At 63.2% G+C, this 17,950-nt stretch carries 16 protein-coding genes; 6 read left to right on the plus strand and 10 right to left on the minus strand.

The window, feature by feature from the left end; translation table 11 throughout:
• Positions 1-10: 10 nt before the first annotated feature.
• Positions 11-760, minus strand: a complete 750-nt coding sequence (locus ACFWO3_RS10115) for a DUF4352 domain-containing protein (RefSeq protein ID WP_378577335.1) — start codon at positions 758-760, stop codon at positions 11-13.
• A gap of 83 nt (positions 761-843) precedes the next feature.
• Positions 844-2,493 (minus strand): NERD domain-containing protein, encoded by a 1,650-nt coding sequence (locus ACFWO3_RS10120; RefSeq protein WP_378576784.1) that lies wholly within the window; start codon positions 2,491-2,493, stop codon positions 844-846.
• Positions 2,494-2,577: 84 nt separating this feature from the next.
• Between ACFWO3_RS10120 and ACFWO3_RS10125 the strand changes: the two genes are divergently transcribed.
• Positions 2,578-2,928, plus strand: a complete 351-nt coding sequence (locus tag ACFWO3_RS10125) for a TraR/DksA family transcriptional regulator (protein ID WP_378576786.1) — start codon at positions 2,578-2,580, stop codon at positions 2,926-2,928.
• A 4-nt stretch (positions 2,929-2,932) separates the two neighbouring features.
• On the opposite strand, the gene ACFWO3_RS10130 is transcribed toward ACFWO3_RS10125, so the two are convergent.
• The 5 genes from ACFWO3_RS10130 to ACFWO3_RS10150 all read right to left on the minus strand — a co-directional run bounded on the left by ACFWO3_RS10130 (position 2,933) and on the right by ACFWO3_RS10150 (position 6,433).
• Entirely contained in the window at positions 2,933-3,721 is a 789-nt protein-coding gene (locus tag ACFWO3_RS10130) for a hypothetical protein (protein ID WP_378576788.1), read from the minus strand.
• Positions 3,722-3,873: 152 nt separating this feature from the next.
• On the minus strand, positions 3,874-4,755 hold the full coding sequence (locus ACFWO3_RS10135) for a hypothetical protein (protein ID WP_378576790.1): 882 nt from the start codon (positions 4,753-4,755) through the stop codon (positions 3,874-3,876).
• 42 nt (positions 4,756-4,797) lie between these two features.
• Positions 4,798-5,640, minus strand: coding sequence for a WXG100 family type VII secretion target (locus tag ACFWO3_RS10140; protein WP_378576792.1), 843 nt, complete (start codon positions 5,638-5,640; stop codon positions 4,798-4,800).
• Positions 5,640-5,987 (minus strand): type VII secretion target, encoded by a 348-nt coding sequence (locus ACFWO3_RS10145; RefSeq protein ID WP_378576794.1) that lies wholly within the window; start codon positions 5,985-5,987, stop codon positions 5,640-5,642. The genes ACFWO3_RS10140 and ACFWO3_RS10145 overlap by 1 nt, the downstream gene beginning before the upstream one ends.
• Positions 5,984-6,433 (minus strand): YbaB/EbfC family nucleoid-associated protein, encoded by a 450-nt coding sequence (locus ACFWO3_RS10150; protein ID WP_378576797.1) that lies wholly within the window; start codon positions 6,431-6,433, stop codon positions 5,984-5,986. The genes ACFWO3_RS10145 and ACFWO3_RS10150 overlap by 4 nt, the downstream gene beginning before the upstream one ends.
• Positions 6,434-6,598: 165 nt before the next feature.
• Here ACFWO3_RS10150 and ACFWO3_RS10155 point away from each other — a divergent pair, with 165 nt between their 5' ends.
• The 5 genes from ACFWO3_RS10155 (at position 6,599) to ACFWO3_RS10175 (ending at position 15,239) form a co-directional block, all read left to right on the plus strand.
• Positions 6,599-8,221, plus strand: coding sequence for an alkaline phosphatase D family protein (locus tag ACFWO3_RS10155; RefSeq protein ID WP_378576799.1), 1,623 nt, complete (start codon positions 6,599-6,601; stop codon positions 8,219-8,221).
• A 93-nt stretch (positions 8,222-8,314) separates the two neighbouring features.
• Positions 8,315-9,379, plus strand: a complete 1,065-nt coding sequence (locus ACFWO3_RS10160; protein WP_378576801.1) for a hypothetical protein — start codon at positions 8,315-8,317, stop codon at positions 9,377-9,379.
• Positions 9,380-10,003: 624 nt separating this feature from the next.
• Complete coding sequence (gene betT, locus ACFWO3_RS10165) at positions 10,004-12,163, plus strand: choline BCCT transporter BetT (protein WP_378576804.1); 2,160 nt, start codon at positions 10,004-10,006, stop codon at positions 12,161-12,163.
• Positions 12,160-13,668, plus strand: a complete 1,509-nt coding sequence (locus ACFWO3_RS10170; protein WP_378576806.1) for an aldehyde dehydrogenase family protein — start codon at positions 12,160-12,162, stop codon at positions 13,666-13,668. Before betT ends, ACFWO3_RS10170 begins: the two co-directional genes overlap by 4 nt.
• Positions 13,665-15,239, plus strand: a complete 1,575-nt coding sequence (locus ACFWO3_RS10175) for a GMC family oxidoreductase (RefSeq protein WP_378576808.1) — start codon at positions 13,665-13,667, stop codon at positions 15,237-15,239. Before ACFWO3_RS10170 ends, ACFWO3_RS10175 begins: the two co-directional genes overlap by 4 nt.
• A gap of 38 nt (positions 15,240-15,277) precedes the next feature.
• Here the strand turns inward: ACFWO3_RS10175 and ACFWO3_RS10180 are convergent, their stop codons facing one another.
• Genes ACFWO3_RS10180 through ACFWO3_RS10190 form a run of 3 tightly spaced genes read right to left on the minus strand, consistent with a single transcriptional unit; the run spans position 15,278 to position 17,949 of the window.
• Positions 15,278-16,186 carry an LLM class flavin-dependent oxidoreductase gene (locus tag ACFWO3_RS10180; protein ID WP_378576810.1) on the minus strand — a complete coding sequence of 303 codons (909 nt, stop codon included), beginning with the start codon at positions 16,184-16,186 and terminating at the stop codon, positions 15,278-15,280.
• Entirely contained in the window at positions 16,186-16,941 is a 756-nt protein-coding gene (locus ACFWO3_RS10185; RefSeq protein ID WP_378576812.1) for an ABC transporter ATP-binding protein, read from the minus strand. The genes ACFWO3_RS10180 and ACFWO3_RS10185 overlap by 1 nt, the downstream gene beginning before the upstream one ends.
• Complete coding sequence (locus ACFWO3_RS10190; RefSeq protein WP_378576814.1) at positions 16,942-17,949, minus strand: FecCD family ABC transporter permease; 1,008 nt, start codon at positions 17,947-17,949, stop codon at positions 16,942-16,944. It lies immediately after the preceding gene.
• Position 17,950 lies beyond the last annotated feature (1 nt).

Below are 17,950 nucleotides of genomic sequence, written 5' to 3' on the forward strand. Positions count from 1 at the left end.
AACCAGTGTCCTAACCTAAACGAACTTCAACCCCTCCCGAGAAGATCGAGTCGTGCAGCTCGAGGTAGTCCGGGCTCGCGCCAGACAACGCGTAAACGAGCGCACCAGAAACTGATTGGCCGGGATTCAGATCAGCAAACGCAAGGTCCGATGACCAGTCGAATTCCGGCTCGAATTTGCGCCCCTGCTTGTCGAACAAGTATTGATTCGACATCGCCAACGATTTCGGTTCATCGCCGATGTTCTTAACTGAGACTTGAGCAGTCGAACCATCCCACGAATGCACCACAAACTCGAACTTCCCGTCACGCACGGGTTTGCCGATGTCGGTGACAGGAGGCGGGGGAGGTAATTCGGCTGGAGTAACAGTGATGCGAGCTGGTGGCTCGACAGGAGCAGGAGCAGGAGCAGGAGCGGGAACGGGAGTAGGCGCGGCAACGGGAGCTTGCTTCACCGTGGTTGTTCGGGTGGTTGTGATATGCGAAACACGTGCGCTCGTTGAATCCCTGCTCCCCGTATCAACGATCACCCACGCGAAGAAGCCAATGAGGGCCACTAGTGCCACTCCGAGCCCCGCCGCCGCAAACTTCCAGCCGTTGCCACTGCTACCACTGCTCGCGGGTGGCTTCTTTTCGGCAACAGCGGGTGCTGGAGCCGGACCGGGAACCGCCTTGGCATGGCTTGTCCACCGGAAACCATCCCAATAGCGGATCTTTCGACGGGACTTCGGATCCGGATACCACCCTGGTTGCGCGTTCATAGACACTGATATACCAGACAATTCAGACGCATTTCCGGTTACAGCAATTTTCCGGCACCTGTTGCTTCAGATCGATCCAGCCGTCACAACCCCAACCGCGTCACCAGCTCCGCTCCCCCAACGTGTCGGATGAACGCCGGGTCTCCGCACACGACGAGTTGGTCCCGCGCACGCGAGAGTCCCACGTACAGCCGTTCTCGCGAACGTTCCTGCGGCTCACGTTCGTTGACGGCCAACACCACAGCTCTACGTTCGAGGCCTTTGAACCCGAGGACGTGTCCGTAGAACACCTGCTCGCTGTCCCAGAAGCTGGCCCAATAGGCATCGTGGCCTTCGGCTTGCCGCTCGACCTGTTCAGGATGCCGGCTGCCTGTTGCCAACAACGCCAGGTCTTCGGGTCGCCAACCCGCGTCCATCAGCTCGTCCACCTGGTCGTCGGCAACCGACAACGCCTCTTCCGCGGGACAGGCGATGAATCGCACTTCTGGACCGTCCCCGCCAAGCAACCGCATCCGCTGCCCCACCAACGGCGTGAACGACTCCGCGATCTGCCGGGTATTGCGCAAGTTGTGGTCGAGAACCAGCGGCACCAACTGCACCGGCGGCACACCGTGCCGATCGAACACCCGCTGCCCCTCGTCACTGAACACGAAGACCCCGCCGTTCTCCTCGTCCCGCAACGACGCCAGCAGCGGCTCCCACCAGCCGTCCGCAAAGTCCTGGGCCTCGTCCACCACGACCGCATCGAATCGTTCCTTCATCGGCAGTTCGCATGCCAACTCCGCCATCCGATGCGGCAGTTCGTGCTCCCAGAAATGCACGGTCTCCGCTGTGCGCAGACTTTCGTCCGGCCCTTCCGGTGCACCCCACTTCTGGCCCAACGTGTGGAACTCCCCCACGTACGCCGGCCGGTCCTTGTAGTTCCACGCAGCTGTGAGTCGTTCCAAGTACGACGCCAATCCGTGCGAATAGCAAACAAGGGCAACACGCTGCCCCGACTTCGCCAGGCGCCGAGCCTGTTCCACGGCCAAGAACGTCTTGCCGCTGCCGGCACCACCGCGCACCTCGACCCGGTTCAACAAACGCACAGCGTTCAGAATCACCGCTTGTTCGGCGGTCAGCGCATCCGCCTCATCTTCGTGCACCAACGCCCTCGCGACCACGTCCTTCTGTGGCAAACCCCTGCCACTCAACGCCTCGATCAGCTGGTCGATCCCATCGAGACTCAGCGCAGGACGATCCAGCTCCTGCGCAGCGAGCACTTGTCTCAGTCGCGGCACCAGATCGTCGAGGTCGTCGCGATCCATCACCTTCCACCGCGGACAGTCCGGGATCGCGAACTCGTCGGAGATCTCCGAGTTCGGAAACACCACCACGTGATCCCAACGCAGGCGGGACTGAGTCCAGCGCGGATCGCCCTCGACGAACCTCCTGATCGAATAGCACGCGTCCCGCGCCTGCCGCACTGGCTCGATGACGTTGTCGCCCGTCCGCTGCGCCTGATACCAGCTGCCGTCCTGATACGAGATCACCCCGCCCTTCACCTCGACACACACGATGCCGTAGCCCTCGAGTGCCACGATGAAGTCGATCTCGTGGTCCTTCAGGTGATCGGTGACCCTCTGGTTGGCGACCACCAGATCGTTCTCACCGAGCTGCCGGATCAACGCGTCCCACACAACTCGCTCGCTGCCGTGCTTCAGCCGGGGGTTCTCGGGAATGCGGATCGCCATGCTCTCAGCATCGCTTCCAGTCACGCACCGGTTACACCGAATGAGGCATTCGATGTCGGTCCCCCGTGGCACGCTCGGATGATCATGACCGACAGCACCACCTCCGACGCCCATCGCCGCCGAATCGCAGAGGCCCGCGATCACACCGAGCGGCGTATCGCGGCGCTCACCGAGCGGTTCGACGCGATCGTCGCCGGCTCGGAATTCACCACGGACGACGACGAACACGACCCCGAAGGCTCCACCATCGCTTTCGAACGCTCCCAGGTTCAGGCATTGCTGACGGACGCACGCCGAGAACTCGAAGAACTGGACGACGCCGCAACCCGACTCGCGAACGGCAGCTATGGAGTTTGTTCGGAATGCGGCCGGGCCATCGCCGCCGAGCGACTCGACGCCCTGCCCACAGCAACCAAGTGCATCGACTGCGCGTGACCGGCTACAGCGTGTGTGCGATCGTCCCTCGCTGCGACGCGCGTCGCACCCGTCGTTGAATCAGCTCAGCCACAACGGTCGAATTGTCGATCGGGATGACGAACTCACCCCCCTGAGCCCTTATCCACACTGCCTCACCCGGTGACGCCCAGATCGGAGTACCGGATCGAAGAATCATCCACGGCGCCGAGAGCACCTCCCGGCCCACCGTGACCGGTCGAGTGTCCAGCACTTCCCCGAGCGGAATCCGCGTGTACGTCCCGGAATCTGGTAGCGCGACTGTGACGAGACCGGCCGTGCTTCCCACAGCAAGGGAGATGGACTCCGTCGAAATCGTCATCGAGAGAATCTGTTCCAGACTCTTGTGCTTCGAATTCGGGCGATGCCCAGCCGGATGACCCCGGTATCGAAGGTCGAAGACGGCATCGACATCGGTCTCGCCCCATTCTCCGGTGGTTGGCGGCTGCAGCATTCTCGAAGCGTTGTGCGCGACAATCATCGCCACCAGCGGCACAACCAACGCCGACATGAATGCGAACCCAATCATCCAGCTGGGCGCATCACGATCAACGCCCATCATCAGCGCCAGGGCACCGGCCGGACCCATGACAACTTCCAGAATTGCCGCGTAGAACGCAACTGTTCGCCACCAACGTGCGCTGTCCAGCCCACCCCGATCGACGACAACCGCAAATGTGATCGCGACGGCCGAAACCAACGCCAACGGGAGCCAGGACCACCTGGCGTACTCCCCGCCTACCTGGCTTGATACAGCCGCAACGACAGCTAGCACCCCGATGACAATCGGGCACCATACAAAGCTGATAAGTAGGCGGATCCGTATCGAACGCCACACGCGCGCGAGTTCCGGCACTGCCGTCGAATCGGTTACCCCCAGCCGTTGGAGAGAAAACAACGTCACTTCTCGATCCCCCCCAGATTCGTTCAGAGCGTGTGTTCGGGGGTCCCGCGATGCGAAGCCCTACGTATGCGCCGCTGTATGAGATCGGCAGCCAGTCCCGCGTTCACGACCGGAATGAGAATTTCCCCGGTCAGCGTCCGGAACCGAACCGCCTCGCCGGGCGCAGCCCAAATCGGGGTGCCCGAACGAAGGGCCAACCAGGGCTGCGCCAAAACGTCCTGTCCCAACATGACCGGGTGACATTCCTGCACGTCGCTGAGTTCCAGAGTCAGGTAGACGCCCTCGTCAGGAGCTGTCCGTGCACCGAGGTATCCGGGACTACCCACCCAGAGGCTCGCTGAAGTGGCCGACACCGACAGCCCCAGCGTCTGCACCTTCGGTCCCGAATTCGGACCGAATCCGTTGACGGCAGGTTTCCCCAGATAACGCACTTGGAAGCCGACAGCGAAATCTGTTTCGCCCCACAATGGGGTCTTCGGAGGGAGGATCGTACGAACGGCGGAGAATGCCGTCGCGCCGCCCACCACTATCGCAGGCCAAGGTGCGAAGAAGGCGGCCGACGCAACCCAGGCGGGCCCATCGAACGATGAGGACCCCACCACTGCCATACCACCCATGGCCGCAGCAGCACATTCGAGCATGAGTGCCAGCACCGCTCCGGAAACCCACCTACCAGGCGAGGAAATCTGGCTTGCCAGAAATCTCTGTGCAAGGACGGCGACCACTGTCGCAACGGCCGCGGGAACGACCGACCACCAGACGAAGTCACTTGGCCATGTGGGCGCAACCACCACCAGTGCCAACACGATCACCACGACAGGACACCACAGATAGGCGATGCCGAGCAGCCTGCGAACCCTCTTCCAGGCCCAATCCAGTTCCGGCAGAGACATAGTCGTGTTCATGCCGGGCGGTGTAACGGGGAAGAAGCTCATCTGTCGCAGGTCTCAGCCTTCTTGGAGGGCGTGCAGTGAATTGTGCAGGCCGTCGAACAGGTCACGAATGGACGCGAGATAGGTGGTCGCCTCGCCAAGAAGCTTCGCGAGCTTCGTGAGCAGTTTGCCGACCGTACGAACCACCTGGGCAATACGTGACGTTGCCTGCGCCACCACGACCGGTGTCGCGATACCTACGGTGCAGGTGATCTCGATCGTCCAGCTGATCAGTGCGCCTGCGATACCTGTCAGGAGGTCTCGAATGGCGGTACGCACACCCGCAACAACCTCTGACATGCTCTCGGTCAGGACGGATATCCCGTGGGCGGCGCCGGCGGCTCCACCGGAGAGGTCCGCGACCGCCTCGGCGTGGTTTCGATAGGCGTCGGACGCCGCCCCCGTCCAACCTGTGGTGCCCGACGTCGCAGCCGATTTCATGTCCTCGCGCACCGACATCAGTTCGGTCTCGACATTCCGCCACGACTGCGCGTAGGCCTTGACCATCGCTGGATTACCGGCAACACGGTCGAGCGCCGAGCGTGCAGGCTCGATATGATCGAGCATCCATGAAAGAGTCTGGGCAGCAACGTATCCGATCGGGTCACTAGCCGCAGCGTAGGCGTCCAACCCGACACCGATCGCACCCGAGGCAGCAGTAACCACGTCGCCGTTGTCGATTCCGTCAGCAAGCTGCCAGCCCGCCTCGAACGAGGTGATACCGGTCATGTATCCGGTGCCGTTCTCGCCGGGCAGACCCAGGTTGCTATGGGTGACGATGTCCTCTTGGTAGTAGTTGTTGCGGACGTCGGTCCCGCGTTCCACCAATGGGTTGGTCGTACTTGGGTCGAGTGACATCACCGACCACCCGCCTGAACGGAGATCACACCGATAGATTCCAAGATGTCCTGAAGCGCCTTACCGAGCTTCTCATCGATTTCCTGGTACGAGTCCGCACACTTCTGGAGACGATCGGACATGCCGGCCACTGCCGAACTGTTGGCGCGAATCAGGTTCGCACCGCGCTGTTGCGGCTCCTGCAGCATCATTCCGAACGGCTGGCAGAAGATTCCGTAGGCGTCGTCCAACGATGCGACGTGTGCAGCCGCGTCTGCGGCCTGCCCGACTCGGTCTCCGAATGTGCTGACGCACTGTGCATGTGACCGAATTTCGTCGATCTTTACTGTCAGTTCGCCGCCGCTCATCGCCGACCGTCCTCGTCCGAGAGGAAGGAGCGGTTCTCGAAGTACTCGTCGTCGCTCGGCCGTTCATCGGACTCGCCGTCCGCGTCCGGGAAGCGCCGTGCGTACTGCGCGGCGATGTTCTTGCCCGCTTCGTCGTCGCCGGCGGTGTCTTGAACGAGCGCGGACACCTTCTCCCGCAACGTCACCTGGGCCTCGCGCATGCACGTCATCACCTCGGTGGACAGTGTGCCGGGCTCCACGCCCCGTGAAGCTTCCTCGAGTCTGATGTCCGTCGGGACACCGTTGCCGTCGACGGTCACCGTCACTCTTCCCTCGCGGGACGTGTGCGTGACGCTCGTCGAGGCCATCTGGGTGTGCAGGTCCTGATACTTCTTTGCCTTCTCTTCGAGACCAGTTGCCCAGTCCTCGAGTTGCTGCGCTGCCTGCCCTGGATCCTGATCGAGCATGAATGTCCTCCCCCTGAACTTCGCGTCGCCCAAGCCCGCCCCGAACGATCGAGACACGATAGCACCGGACACAACGGACGGTCGTGACCTACTAAAACTAACGGTTCATTCCGATTCCATGTGCTTGTGGCTGGCATTTCAGGTACGCCCGTTCCACTGTCGGCCATGAAACGGCAGCCCATCACAGTCACCCCGGACATCACACTGCGCAGCGGCACCAGTCGCCGTCAGTTCCTCACGTGGACCGCCATGGTCGGCGCCATGGCCGCTACTCCAGCGGTCCTCGGAACACCTGCAATCGCCGCACCCGGCACCGGATCTGTTTCCGGAGAAACGGATTACCCGTTCACCCTCGGCATCGCCTCGGGCGATCCCCTCCCCGACTCGGTGATCCTGTGGACGCGCCTGGCTCCCGAGGTCTACGCGCCGGACGGCGGCATGCCCGCGACACCGGCAGAAGTGAAATGGGAAGTGGCGGAGGACGAGAAATTCACCAAGGTCGTCAAGAACGGCACCTTCACCGCCACAGCCGATTCCGCGCACTCGGTTCACGTCGATGTCAAAGGCCTCGAGCCCTGGCATCCCTACTTCTACCGTTTCCACGCGCTCGGTCACACCAGCGAGGTCGGCCGCACCAAGACCACGCCCGCATCCGGCATCGAGATTCCTTCGTTGTCCTTCGCATGGGCGTCGTGCCAGGCCTGGTGGGACGGTCATTACACCGCTTACGACGACCTCGCGACCAACGACCTCGACATCGTCTTCCATCTCGGCGACTACATCTACGAGGGCAAGATCGCCGACAACGGAATCCGCGACATGTCCCCTTTGCACGCGGACATGCTCGAGGAGATCGAAACCCTCCCCCAGTACCGAATGCGTTACGCGCTCTACAAATCCGACAAGTCGCTGCAGGGCGCGCACGCGGTTGCCCCGTGGGTCGTCACCATGGACGACCACGAGGTGGACAACAACTGGGCCGGTCAGATCTCCCAGGACGACGACGACCCGGTGAAGTTCCTGCAGCGCCGCGCCCAGGCCTTCCGCGCCTGGTGGGAGCACAACCCCACCCGCATCTCCGCACCCACCGGGTCCGACCTGACGCTGTACCGGCGCGTCGAGTACGGCAATCTCGCTACCTTCTCGGTCCTCGACACCCGTCAGTACCGCAGCGATCAACTGTACGGAGACAAGTCGCACGTGCAGGACGCACAGACGGCCGACCCCAAGCGCACCATCACCGGCGACGAGCAGGAGAAGTGGATTCTCGACGGCCTGGGGTCCTCGTCCACGACGTGGAACGTGCTGGCCCACCAGACCGTGATCACCGACCTCCCGGACGCGACCAGCGGCGAACGGCTTGTGGGCATGGACAGTTGGAGCGGTTACGAGGCTTCCCGGCACCGCATCCTCGGCGGCGCGAAAGAACGTGGAGTCGAGAACTTGGTCTCGATCGTCGGTGACATTCACCGCACCGTCGTCGCCGAGCTTCGCGAGGACTACCAGAAGCAGACCCCGGTGGTGGGCGTCGAGATTGCCGGCACATCCATCTCCTCCGCGAAGGACGGTGTCGATGTCGACGACTCGCAGCGGGCCTTCATGGAGGCGACCCCGAGCATCAAGTTCGGCAACAAGCAGCGCGGATACGTACGCAACGTCATCACGCCCGGCGAGTGGAAGTCGGAAATGCGCGTCACCGACAAGGTGAGCGTCCCCGGACGCCCGATGAGCACCCGAGCCACCATCACGGTTCCCGCGGGCAAGCCGGAGATCCACGTGGACAACTAGCCTCAAATCTGTCGGTACCGGCCGCTACATTCAAAACCACAACAGTAGCGGCCGGTTTCGGGGTTCCGGCGACCATCTCCATTGGGGGCACCTATGTCCGGCGTAGACACGTTCGAATACGACAACAGCGTCCAGCGATCCTGGAACGCGTTCACCTCGCGGCTGGCCGATGCCATCGCCGACCTGCAGCTGCATCAGGTCCTCACCATCGATTCGACGTTCGATGCAGCCGACACGAACATGCCGCAGTGCGTCCAGTTCTACGCCTGGAGCGAGGATCTCGTACGCTGCGAGGTGCCGTCCAACCACTACCTGCCCGACAACCTAGCGCTCACCGAACACGACGAGTCCCGCCTCGTCGAGCTCGGTTGGCACCGACCCTCGAGAACACCGAACGCAGACACCGAGCACGGTTCGCCCGCGTTCTGGGTGGATCTTCCCTACTCGTGGGCCGACAAGCTGGCCACCATGACAGTTGCCGCTTTCCGCGAGGTTTGGGACGTCCCGCACCCTTCGTTTCTCGACACCTCGGGATTCGAAGACCTCGTGCCGACACCGGCAGCCGAACCGGACGCATCCACCGAACTGAATCTGAAGACTCCGATCGAGCCTCGTGACGTCGAGCATCTGCGTGATGCGGTCGAGCAGACCATCACCGCCACCTTCGATGCACACTACGGCCGCGACGACGACAGCGACATGTGGATGACCGTGGACTTCACCACTGCATTCATCTGGTCGGGCGAGGAGCGACCCAACATCCATATCCACGTGCCGTTGGTACGGGACATCACCAACCGGACCCGAGCTGCCGAGGTCGCGGCCGACCTCAACGGGCGGTGGCCCTACTTCCGCGCCGTCGTGGTCGGTGATCGACTCAACGCCACCTGCGACCTGGCTGCAGACCCCTTCATCCCACAGCACCTTTACAACACCCTGGAGATACTTCTGCTCATCCTCCAAGGCGCCGACGACGCCTTTGCGAGCAGTCTCGGCGGCATACTTCAAGGCCCCAAAAACGTGATCGAAGAGGTAACCCCTACTGCGGCTGACGATTCGGACAAGCATTCTGACAACACGAGGCGCCCGCTGCAGTCGCCTCAGCTGGGTCTGTTCGACACCAACTCGGAGCCGACATTGTTCGACACCGATCAGTAGAACTCACCACGACAGACGTGTGGCCACGGATCGAAAGTCCGTGGCCACAACGTTATTCGCAGTTCAGCGAATGCGGATCAAGCTCCGATCGAGCCCGTGATGATTCCGGGCATCACCGCGATGATGAGCGTAACGAACTGCGAGATAGCTTCCAAGCCACCACTGAGACTTCCCATGATTCCTCCATGTCGAAACAAGCTCTGACGAGCTGGGGTGATTGAACCGAGTCAGGGGCTGCCGACCCGGGCAGAGACGTTGAGCCGAACGATCAGCTGAAGAAGGTTGCGGCCTGTCCGAGGATGTCGAAGAAGAACCCGATGATGTCCACGATGGTCGTGCTTCCCATGCCAAATCTCCTATGTGAGGTGGATAACAACATGACCCCCGATGTAACGTCGCTCACTGTAGCTTACGTTTGCTCACGAAGTCCGAAATCGATCAATTCACCCATATCGGCGTGTTGTGTTCACGACGTTCACCCTCTCGCACATCCAGAACCGAATGCCTCCCACCTGCAGTAACAAGGCTATTTCGACTGTTGACGCTTATCGGGAATCAGGGCAATTCCGGTGATACTGTCGATTTGCTCGACGATCGAAATCACCCGATCACCCGAGGATGCGAATGGAACCGAGCCCTGCCCGAGAACCCGATGCGACACCACCCCAGACATCCGACGCGATGGCCCCGCCTACGGTTTCCGTTAACTGGCCTGTCTTCATCGGTTCGAGTGTCGGCATCGTCGGCATCATCGTATGGGCGTTCCTGGATCAGGACGGCGCCGACAAAGTCATCGGGTCCGCCGTCACCTGGATCGCAAAGGACCTCGGCTGGTTCTACATCCTGCTCGTGACGGTAGTGCTCGGCTTCGTCATCTGGGCAGCAGTGTCCGGCGTAGGCAAAGTGAAGCTCGGCCCGGACCATTCGAAGCCTGTCTTCGGCCTGTTCTCCTGGACCGCAATGCTCTTCGCTGCCGGCATCGGTATCGACCTCATGTTCTTCTCCGTCGCCGAGCCGGTCACCCAGTTCTTGGAGCCGCCCACCGGAGGTGGCAGCAATACCGAGGCGGCACGACAAGCCGTGGTGTGGACCCTGTTCCACTACGGCATCATCGGCTGGGCGCTGTACGCCCTCATGGGCATGGCCCTCGGCTATTTCGCCTACCGGCACAACCTTCCGCTGAGCATCCGCTCTGCCCTCTACCCCATCTTCGGCAAGAAGATCGAGGGCCGACTGGGCGACGCCGTCGACATCGCCGCACTCCTCGGTGCGATCTTCGGCCTGGCGACGAGCCTCGGTATCGGCGTGGCCCAGCTCAACGTGGGGCTGAACGACCTGTTCGGGCTCTCGGAAGGTACCGCCGCGCAAGCCGGCCTCATCGCGGTCGCGGTCCTGATCGCGATGGCCTCTGCCGTGTCCGGAGTCGACAAGGGGGTCCGCCGGCTGTCCGAACTCAACGTCATACTGGCGATCGGTTTGATGGTCTTCATTCTGATCGCCGGATCCACGGCATTCCTCCTGGACGGAATGGTCCAGAACATGGGCGACTTCGCCAGCCGCTTCCCCGGGATGACCCTCAACACCTTCGCCTACGACCGCCCCGACGAATGGCTCTCCTCCTGGACTCTGTTCTTCTGGGCGTGGTGGATAGCGTGGGCACCCTTCGTCGGGCTGTTCCTCGCCCGCATTTCCCGGGGTCGCACCATCCGACAGTTCGTAGTCGGCACGCTGACCGTCCCGTTTCTGTTCATCCTGGTGTGGATCTCGATCTTCGGAAACAGCGCCATCGACATAGTCCGAGGCGGTAACAGCGAGTTCGGCGAGACCGCCGTGTCCTCCCCCGAACGCGCCTTCTATGCCCTGCTCGAGCAGTACCCCGGCGCTCCCGCACTGGCTGTCATCGCAACTTTCACCGGACTGCTCTTCTACGTCACCAGCGCAGACTCCGGCGCCCTTGTCATGTCGCACTTCAGTTCCTGCATGAGCGACAACGAATCCGACGGCGCCACCTGGGTCCGCATCTTCTGGGCGACCGCGACCGGCCTGCTGACGCTTGCGATGCTGATGATCGGCGGGATCACCACCCTGCAGAACGCCACCATCATCATGGGCTTGCCGTTCGCCGTCGTGATTGTGTTTCTCATGCTCGGGCTCTTCAAAGCCCTCCAGGTGGAGCGAAACTGGGCAGCCTCACTGCGCCACTCCATTCCGGCGGCGTTGTCCAACCGCGCTTCCGGTGGCACCAACCTGCACTGGCGTCAGCGCATCGAACGATCGGTGCGATTCCCCGGCGTCCACGCGATGGAGCGCTACGCCACCACCGTGGCAGGTCCGGCGCTCCGCGAGGTGGCCGCGGAGTTGAGCAGCGCCGGCCGCGAGGCCACCGTGGGTGAACATGTCGTCGCGGCGTACGGCATCCACAGCTACCACCTCGACGTTCCCTTCGACGACGAGCGGCCTTTTCACTACCAGGTTTATCCGACCGAACATCAGACGCCGAGCTACGGCCAAGGCGCACAACCGAGTGCGAAGTTCTTCCGTCTGGAAGTGTTCTCCGCCGACGGCAGCAGTGGGTTCGACGTCTTCGGATTCACCAAGGAACAGCTCATCAGCAACGTCCTCGATCATTACGAACGGCACCTCGTCTTCCTGCACAACAGCGAGGGCACCGACTCCACTGCGGTGAACGCCGAACCGGTCCTCGACTGGTCGCACGATTTCGAGACCATCGACGCCGACACCCCCAGCACTGACGGCAGCGAGACTCAGAAAGAGGAAGCATGACCGCACAGACCCTGTTCATCGACGGCACCTGGCAGGCCGCGGCGAACGGCGACACGCGTGACATCGAGTGCCCGGCCAACGGCGAGACGGTGGGCACCGTCAGCGAAGCCTCGCGCGTCGACACCGAACGTGCAATCGCGGCCGCCCGCACCGCATTCGACGACGGCCGATGGTCGTCGGTACCGGCGGCAGACCGCGGCGCGCTCCTGCTGAAGGTCGCCGACCGCCTGCGCGAACGCAAGGACGAATTCGCGCGCGCCGAATCCCTCGACACCGGCAAGCGTCTCGTCGAATCCGAGATCGACATGGACGACATCATCGCCTGCTTCGAATACTTCGGCAGGGCCGCGGCTCAGGAAGCAGGACGCCTGGTCGACGCCGGTATGGACACCGTAGTCAGCCGCATCCAGTACGAACCCGTGGGCGTCTGCGGCATGATCACGCCCTGGAACTACCCACTGTTGCAGGCGGCCTGGAAGATCGGCCCCGCCCTTGCAGCAGGGTGCACCTTCGTCCTCAAGCCTGCCGAACTCACCCCGCACACCGCGATCTTGATGATGCAGGTCCTCGACGAACTCGGCCTCCCCGAGGGCGTCGCCAACCTCGTCACCGGAGCCGGCCCCGACGCCGGTGCTCCTCTGTCCGAGCACCCCGACATCGACCTCGTCTCGTTCACCGGCGGCCTCGTCACCGGCAAGGTGGTGGCCGCGGCCGCCGCCGCGACCGTCAAGAAAGTCGCCCTCGAACTGGGCGGTAAGAACCCCAATGTGATTTTCGCAGACGCCGACTTCGACGCGGCCGTGGACAATGCCCTGAACGGTGCGTTCGTGCACTCGGGCCAGGTGTGCTCCGCCGGAGCGCGAATCGTTGTGCAGGACAGCATCGCCGAGAGGTTCACCGACGCACTGGTCGCCCGCGCCGAGAAGATCCGGATCGGCGGGCCGTTCGACGACAACGCCGAGACCGGGCCGCTGATCTCGGCCGCCCATCGCGACAAGGTCGACGCTTACGTCAAGGCCGGTGTCGCCGAGGGTGCGCGGCTACGCACTGGCGGCGAGTTCGCCACCGGAACACGAGGTTCCACCGATCTGGACCAGGGCTACTACTACAAGCCCACCATTCTCGACCAGGTGCGCCAAGGCATGTCCGTGGTAGTCGACGAGGCGTTCGGCCCCACCGTCACCATCGAAACCTTCACCGACGAGGACGACGCCGTCCGCATCGCCAACGACACCCACTACGGTCTGGCCGGCGCAGTGTGGACCCAGGACGCGGGCAAGGCGCAGCGCGTCGCCAACCGGCTGCGTCACGGAACCATCTGGATCAACGATTTCCACCCGTACCTTCCCCAGGCAGAATGGGGTGGTATGGGCCAGTCCGGCGTGGGTCGCGAGCTCGGACCGACGGGCCTGGACGAGTACCGCGAGTCCAAGCACATCTACCAGAACATCGCGCCCGCAGTCACCGGCTGGTTCAGCAACGACACGCAGGAGGACAACCGATGAGCACCGACGATCGCACCTTCGACTATGTGGTGATCGGCGGTGGATCCGCCGGTGCCGCCTGCGCTGCACGTCTCTCCGAGGACCCGTCGATCACCGTCGCACTGATCGAGGCCGGACCCGACGACCGCGGGATCCCCGAGGTTCTCGAACTCGAGCGCTGGATGGAGCTCCTCGAGTCCGGCTACGACTGGGATTACCCGGTCGAACCGCAGGAGAACGGCAACTCCTTCCTCCGTCATGCCCGAGCCAAGGTGATGGGCGGCTGCTCGTCCCACAACTCGTGTATTGCCTTCTGGCCCCCGGCCGAGGACATGAACGGGTGGGAATCCGAGCACGGCGCCGAAGGCTGGAACAAGGACACCGTGTGGCCGGTGGTCAAGCGCCTCGAGACCAACGAGGACGCCGGCCCGGACTCCCCGCACCACGGCGACAGCGGGCCGGTGCATCTGATGAACGTGCCGCCCGCCGACCAGTGCGGCGTGAAACTGCTCGAGGCCTGCGCCGAGGCCGGTCTTCCCACCACCAAGTTCAACAACGGTGAGACCGTCAAAAACGGTGCCAACTTCTTCCAGATCAACCGGCGCGCTGACGGCACCCGTTCGTCCTCGTCCGTGTCGTACATCCACCCGATCTCCGACCGCGAGAACTTCACCCTGCTGACCGGGCTGCGCGCAAAGAAACTCGTGTTCGAGGGCACCCGCTGCGTGGGTGTGGAAGTGGTCGACAACCAGTTCGGCCGGGTCCAGACCATCCGCGCGAACGGCGAGGTGGTGGTGTCCACCGGCGCCATCGACACCCCGAAACTACTGATGCTGTCGGGAATCGGACCGACAGTGCACCTGCGCGAACACGGCATCGGGGTGCTCGTCGACTCCCCCGGCGTCGGCGCCAATCTGCAGGATCATCCCGAGGGCGTGATTTCCTGGGTTGCGAAGAAGCCGATGGTCGAGACGTCCACCCAGTGGTGGGAGATCGGGATCTTCGACACCGTCGACGATGGTCTCGATCGGCCGGATCTGATGATGCACTACGGCTCCGTGCCGTTCGACATGAACACACTCCGGCACGGTTACCCCACCGAGGAGAACGTCTTCTGCCTCACACCCAACGTCACTCATGCCAAGTCGAGAGGCTCGGTCCTGTTGCGCTCGAGGGACTTCCGCGACAAACCGCGCGTCGATCCGCGGTATTTCACCGACCCTGACGGCTATGACATGCGCATCATGATCGCCGGTATCCGTCGTGCCCGCGACATCGTGTCGCAACCCGCGATGGCCGAGTGGGCCGGAGAAGAACTCTTCCCCGGCAAGGATGTTCAGACCGACGAAGACCTCGCCGACTACATCAGCCGCACCCACAACACCGTCTACCACCCCGTCGGAACCTGCCGCATGGGTGCGACAACGGACAACATGTCCCCACTCGACCCGCAACTGCGAGTGAAGGGTGTGGAAGGATTGCGCGTCGCCGACGCGTCGGTGTTCCCCGAGCACACCACGGTGAACCCCAACATCACCGTCATGGTGGTGGGCGAACGCTGCGCCGAGTTCATCAGAGCCGACCGCGCCTGACCCCTTCCCCCCCTTTGCCCGACGAATGTCACACCGGTTCAGTTCAACTGAACCGGTGTGACATTGGTCGGGGGTAGGTGGGGGCGAACCTTCTCCGCCAGGAGTCGGAGGCTCGCGATTTCGAGATCGACGGGCGCGTCGATCGGCCTGGTGTGCACGAGGAGCTCGTCAGCGAGAGGCAACCCGGGATCGTCGCGGAAACCGTCGACGACCTGCTCGGGTGAGCCTGCCAGCAATGTGGACGGAAGCGAATCGAGGTCCACCTTCGCATCCTGCGTCGCCAACACCGGACGCGAGAGCGCCACCCGAGGCACTTCCGCTTTGCGGCGATAGTCCCCCATCAGACGCGCGACACGAACGTCTTCGGCACGGGGGCCGTCTGCACCCACCCGGCGCCTCCCCACCACCAGTCCGAGCCCACGCTCAGCTGCCGCAAGTGCGCTCTCCGCGCTACCGCAGGTGGCCCAGATCCGCGACGCCAACCCGTCCGTCGCAGGCACAACCGGCAGGCGCTCCACACCGATTCCATGACGCACGACATCGAGCACCGCGTCCAATGCATTCCAATGCCGGTGATGTCGGTCTTCGTGATCGCTTCCCCACGCACGAGACGCATCGGCGGCAGACCCACTGCCCAGACCCAATTCCAGACGCCCACCGCTGAGCGCATCGAGCACTGCCGCGTCTTCCAGCAACCTGCGGGGGTCCTCGAACAGAGTGGCGATCGACGCCGTCCCCAATCGGATTCGATCGGTCTCCCGAGCGATCGCTGACAGCAGCATCAACGGGCTGGGCAACATCCCGCCCTGTGCACCGAATCTGTGCTGCGCCAACCAGAACGAGTCGAATCCCAGATCCTCCGCAGCGCGGGCCAGTCGAATCGCATCCTCGAACGCCTCACGGGGAGATTGCTGCGTCGCGACGTGGGTGAGCACGCCCCACCGCATCACAGCACCACGACCATCGGCGAATCGTCTCGAGGGTGGCGATGCACTTCGGCTTCCACCCCGTATACGTCGTCGAGAAGACGCGGTGTGACGACCTCGTCCGGAGTGCCCACACCCCAAAGCTTTCCGTGATCGAGAACCGCGATGCGATCGCAGTACCGTGCGGCGAGCCCGAGATCGTGCAACGCCACCACGGCGGCCCCGTCGTGCTCACGAACAACCCGCATCAGGCCGAGCTGATGACGCAAATCGAGGTGATTGGTGGGCTCGTCGAACAGCAGCACCCACGGCACACCTGCCAGCGCCTGCGCGACAAGCACCCGCTGACGCTCACCACCGGACAAGGTCGAGAAGTCGTCGTCCACACGGTCCGCCATGTCGACGGCATCGAGGCAGGACATGACCAAGGCGGCATCTGTGTCGTCGTCGGCGTCGAACATGCCCTTGTGTGCTGCCCGCCCGAGCAGCACCACGTCACCCGAGGTGAGTGGGAAGTCCGATGGCATCTGTTGTGTGACGACACCTGTGCGTTTGCCGATTGTCCGCACCGCTGTCGCCCACACATCGTGCCCATCGAGCGTGATCGTGCCCGCCGCCGGCTTCATTGCGCGATACGCAGTCCGCAGCAGAGTCGACTTGCCACTACCGTTAGGACCGACGAGACCCACGATCTCGCCGTCCCCGATGTCGAGGCTGACGTCGTCTACGAGTACCTTGTCTCCCGCAGTCACCGTCACACCGTCGAAGCGCAGCATCTACCGACCAACCTTCCCTGTGCGTCGTAGCAGCCAGACGAAGTACGGCCCACCCACCAGCGCCGTGATGATTCCGACCGGCAACTCCCGCGGAATCATGATCGTGCGCGCGACAAGATCGGTGCCTATCGCGAACGCTGCCCCGATCAACAGCGCGACAGGAATCACCCGTCGGTGATCGGACCCCACGAGAAGCCGCGCGATGTGCGGAATCATCAGGCCGATGAATCCGATCACCCCACTGACTGCCACCATCACGCCGGTGAGGACGGCGCACAGCACGATCAATACGAACCGGAAACGTCGTACGTCCAGGCCGAGTGCGGTGGCATTCTCGTCTCCGGCGAGGAGCAGATTCAGTCGACGCGCCAATGGCATGAGAACCGCGACTCCCACCGCCAGCGCCACGGCCGGCACCCACAACGCGCTCCACTTCGCGCCGCCGAATCCGCCGAGAGTCCACTGCAGAACCTGACCGGCCAGACCTTGGTCCGGCGAGGTGAGCACCATCAAGGACGTCACTGCGCTGAGCACCGCCGACACGGCCACACCGGCGAGTACGAGCCGGATCGGGTCGAGAGCACCCCGTCCCCGCACAATCCCCAAAACCACGAATATCGCGGCGAGCGCCCCCAGGAATGCGGCAATCGGAAGCAGAACAGCGCTCCCGCCGACCCCGAAACGGAGTACGGCCACCGCTCCCGCCGCAGCGCCCGCCGACACTCCCAGAATGCCCGGACCGGCAAGCGGGTTGCGGACGATCGCCTGAATGGTGGTGCCGACCAAGGCCAATCCCGCACCCACGACTCCAGCCAGCAGAACCCGCGGCAGCCGCGCGTCCGCGATGATCAGGTCTTGTGATCGCGTCCAGTCCGGCGCGACGATTCCGGATCCGAAGATCCTGTGCCCGATGATCTTCCACGCGGTTGCGGGATCGACACCGACCGAACCCACCATGATTCCGGCGGTGGCCAACACGAGCAGAACCACGAAGGCAACACCCGTCACC

It is taken from the genome of Rhodococcus sp. NPDC058521 (assembly GCF_042719695.1).
Classification (GTDB): domain Bacteria; phylum Actinomycetota; class Actinomycetes; order Mycobacteriales; family Mycobacteriaceae; genus Rhodococcus_F.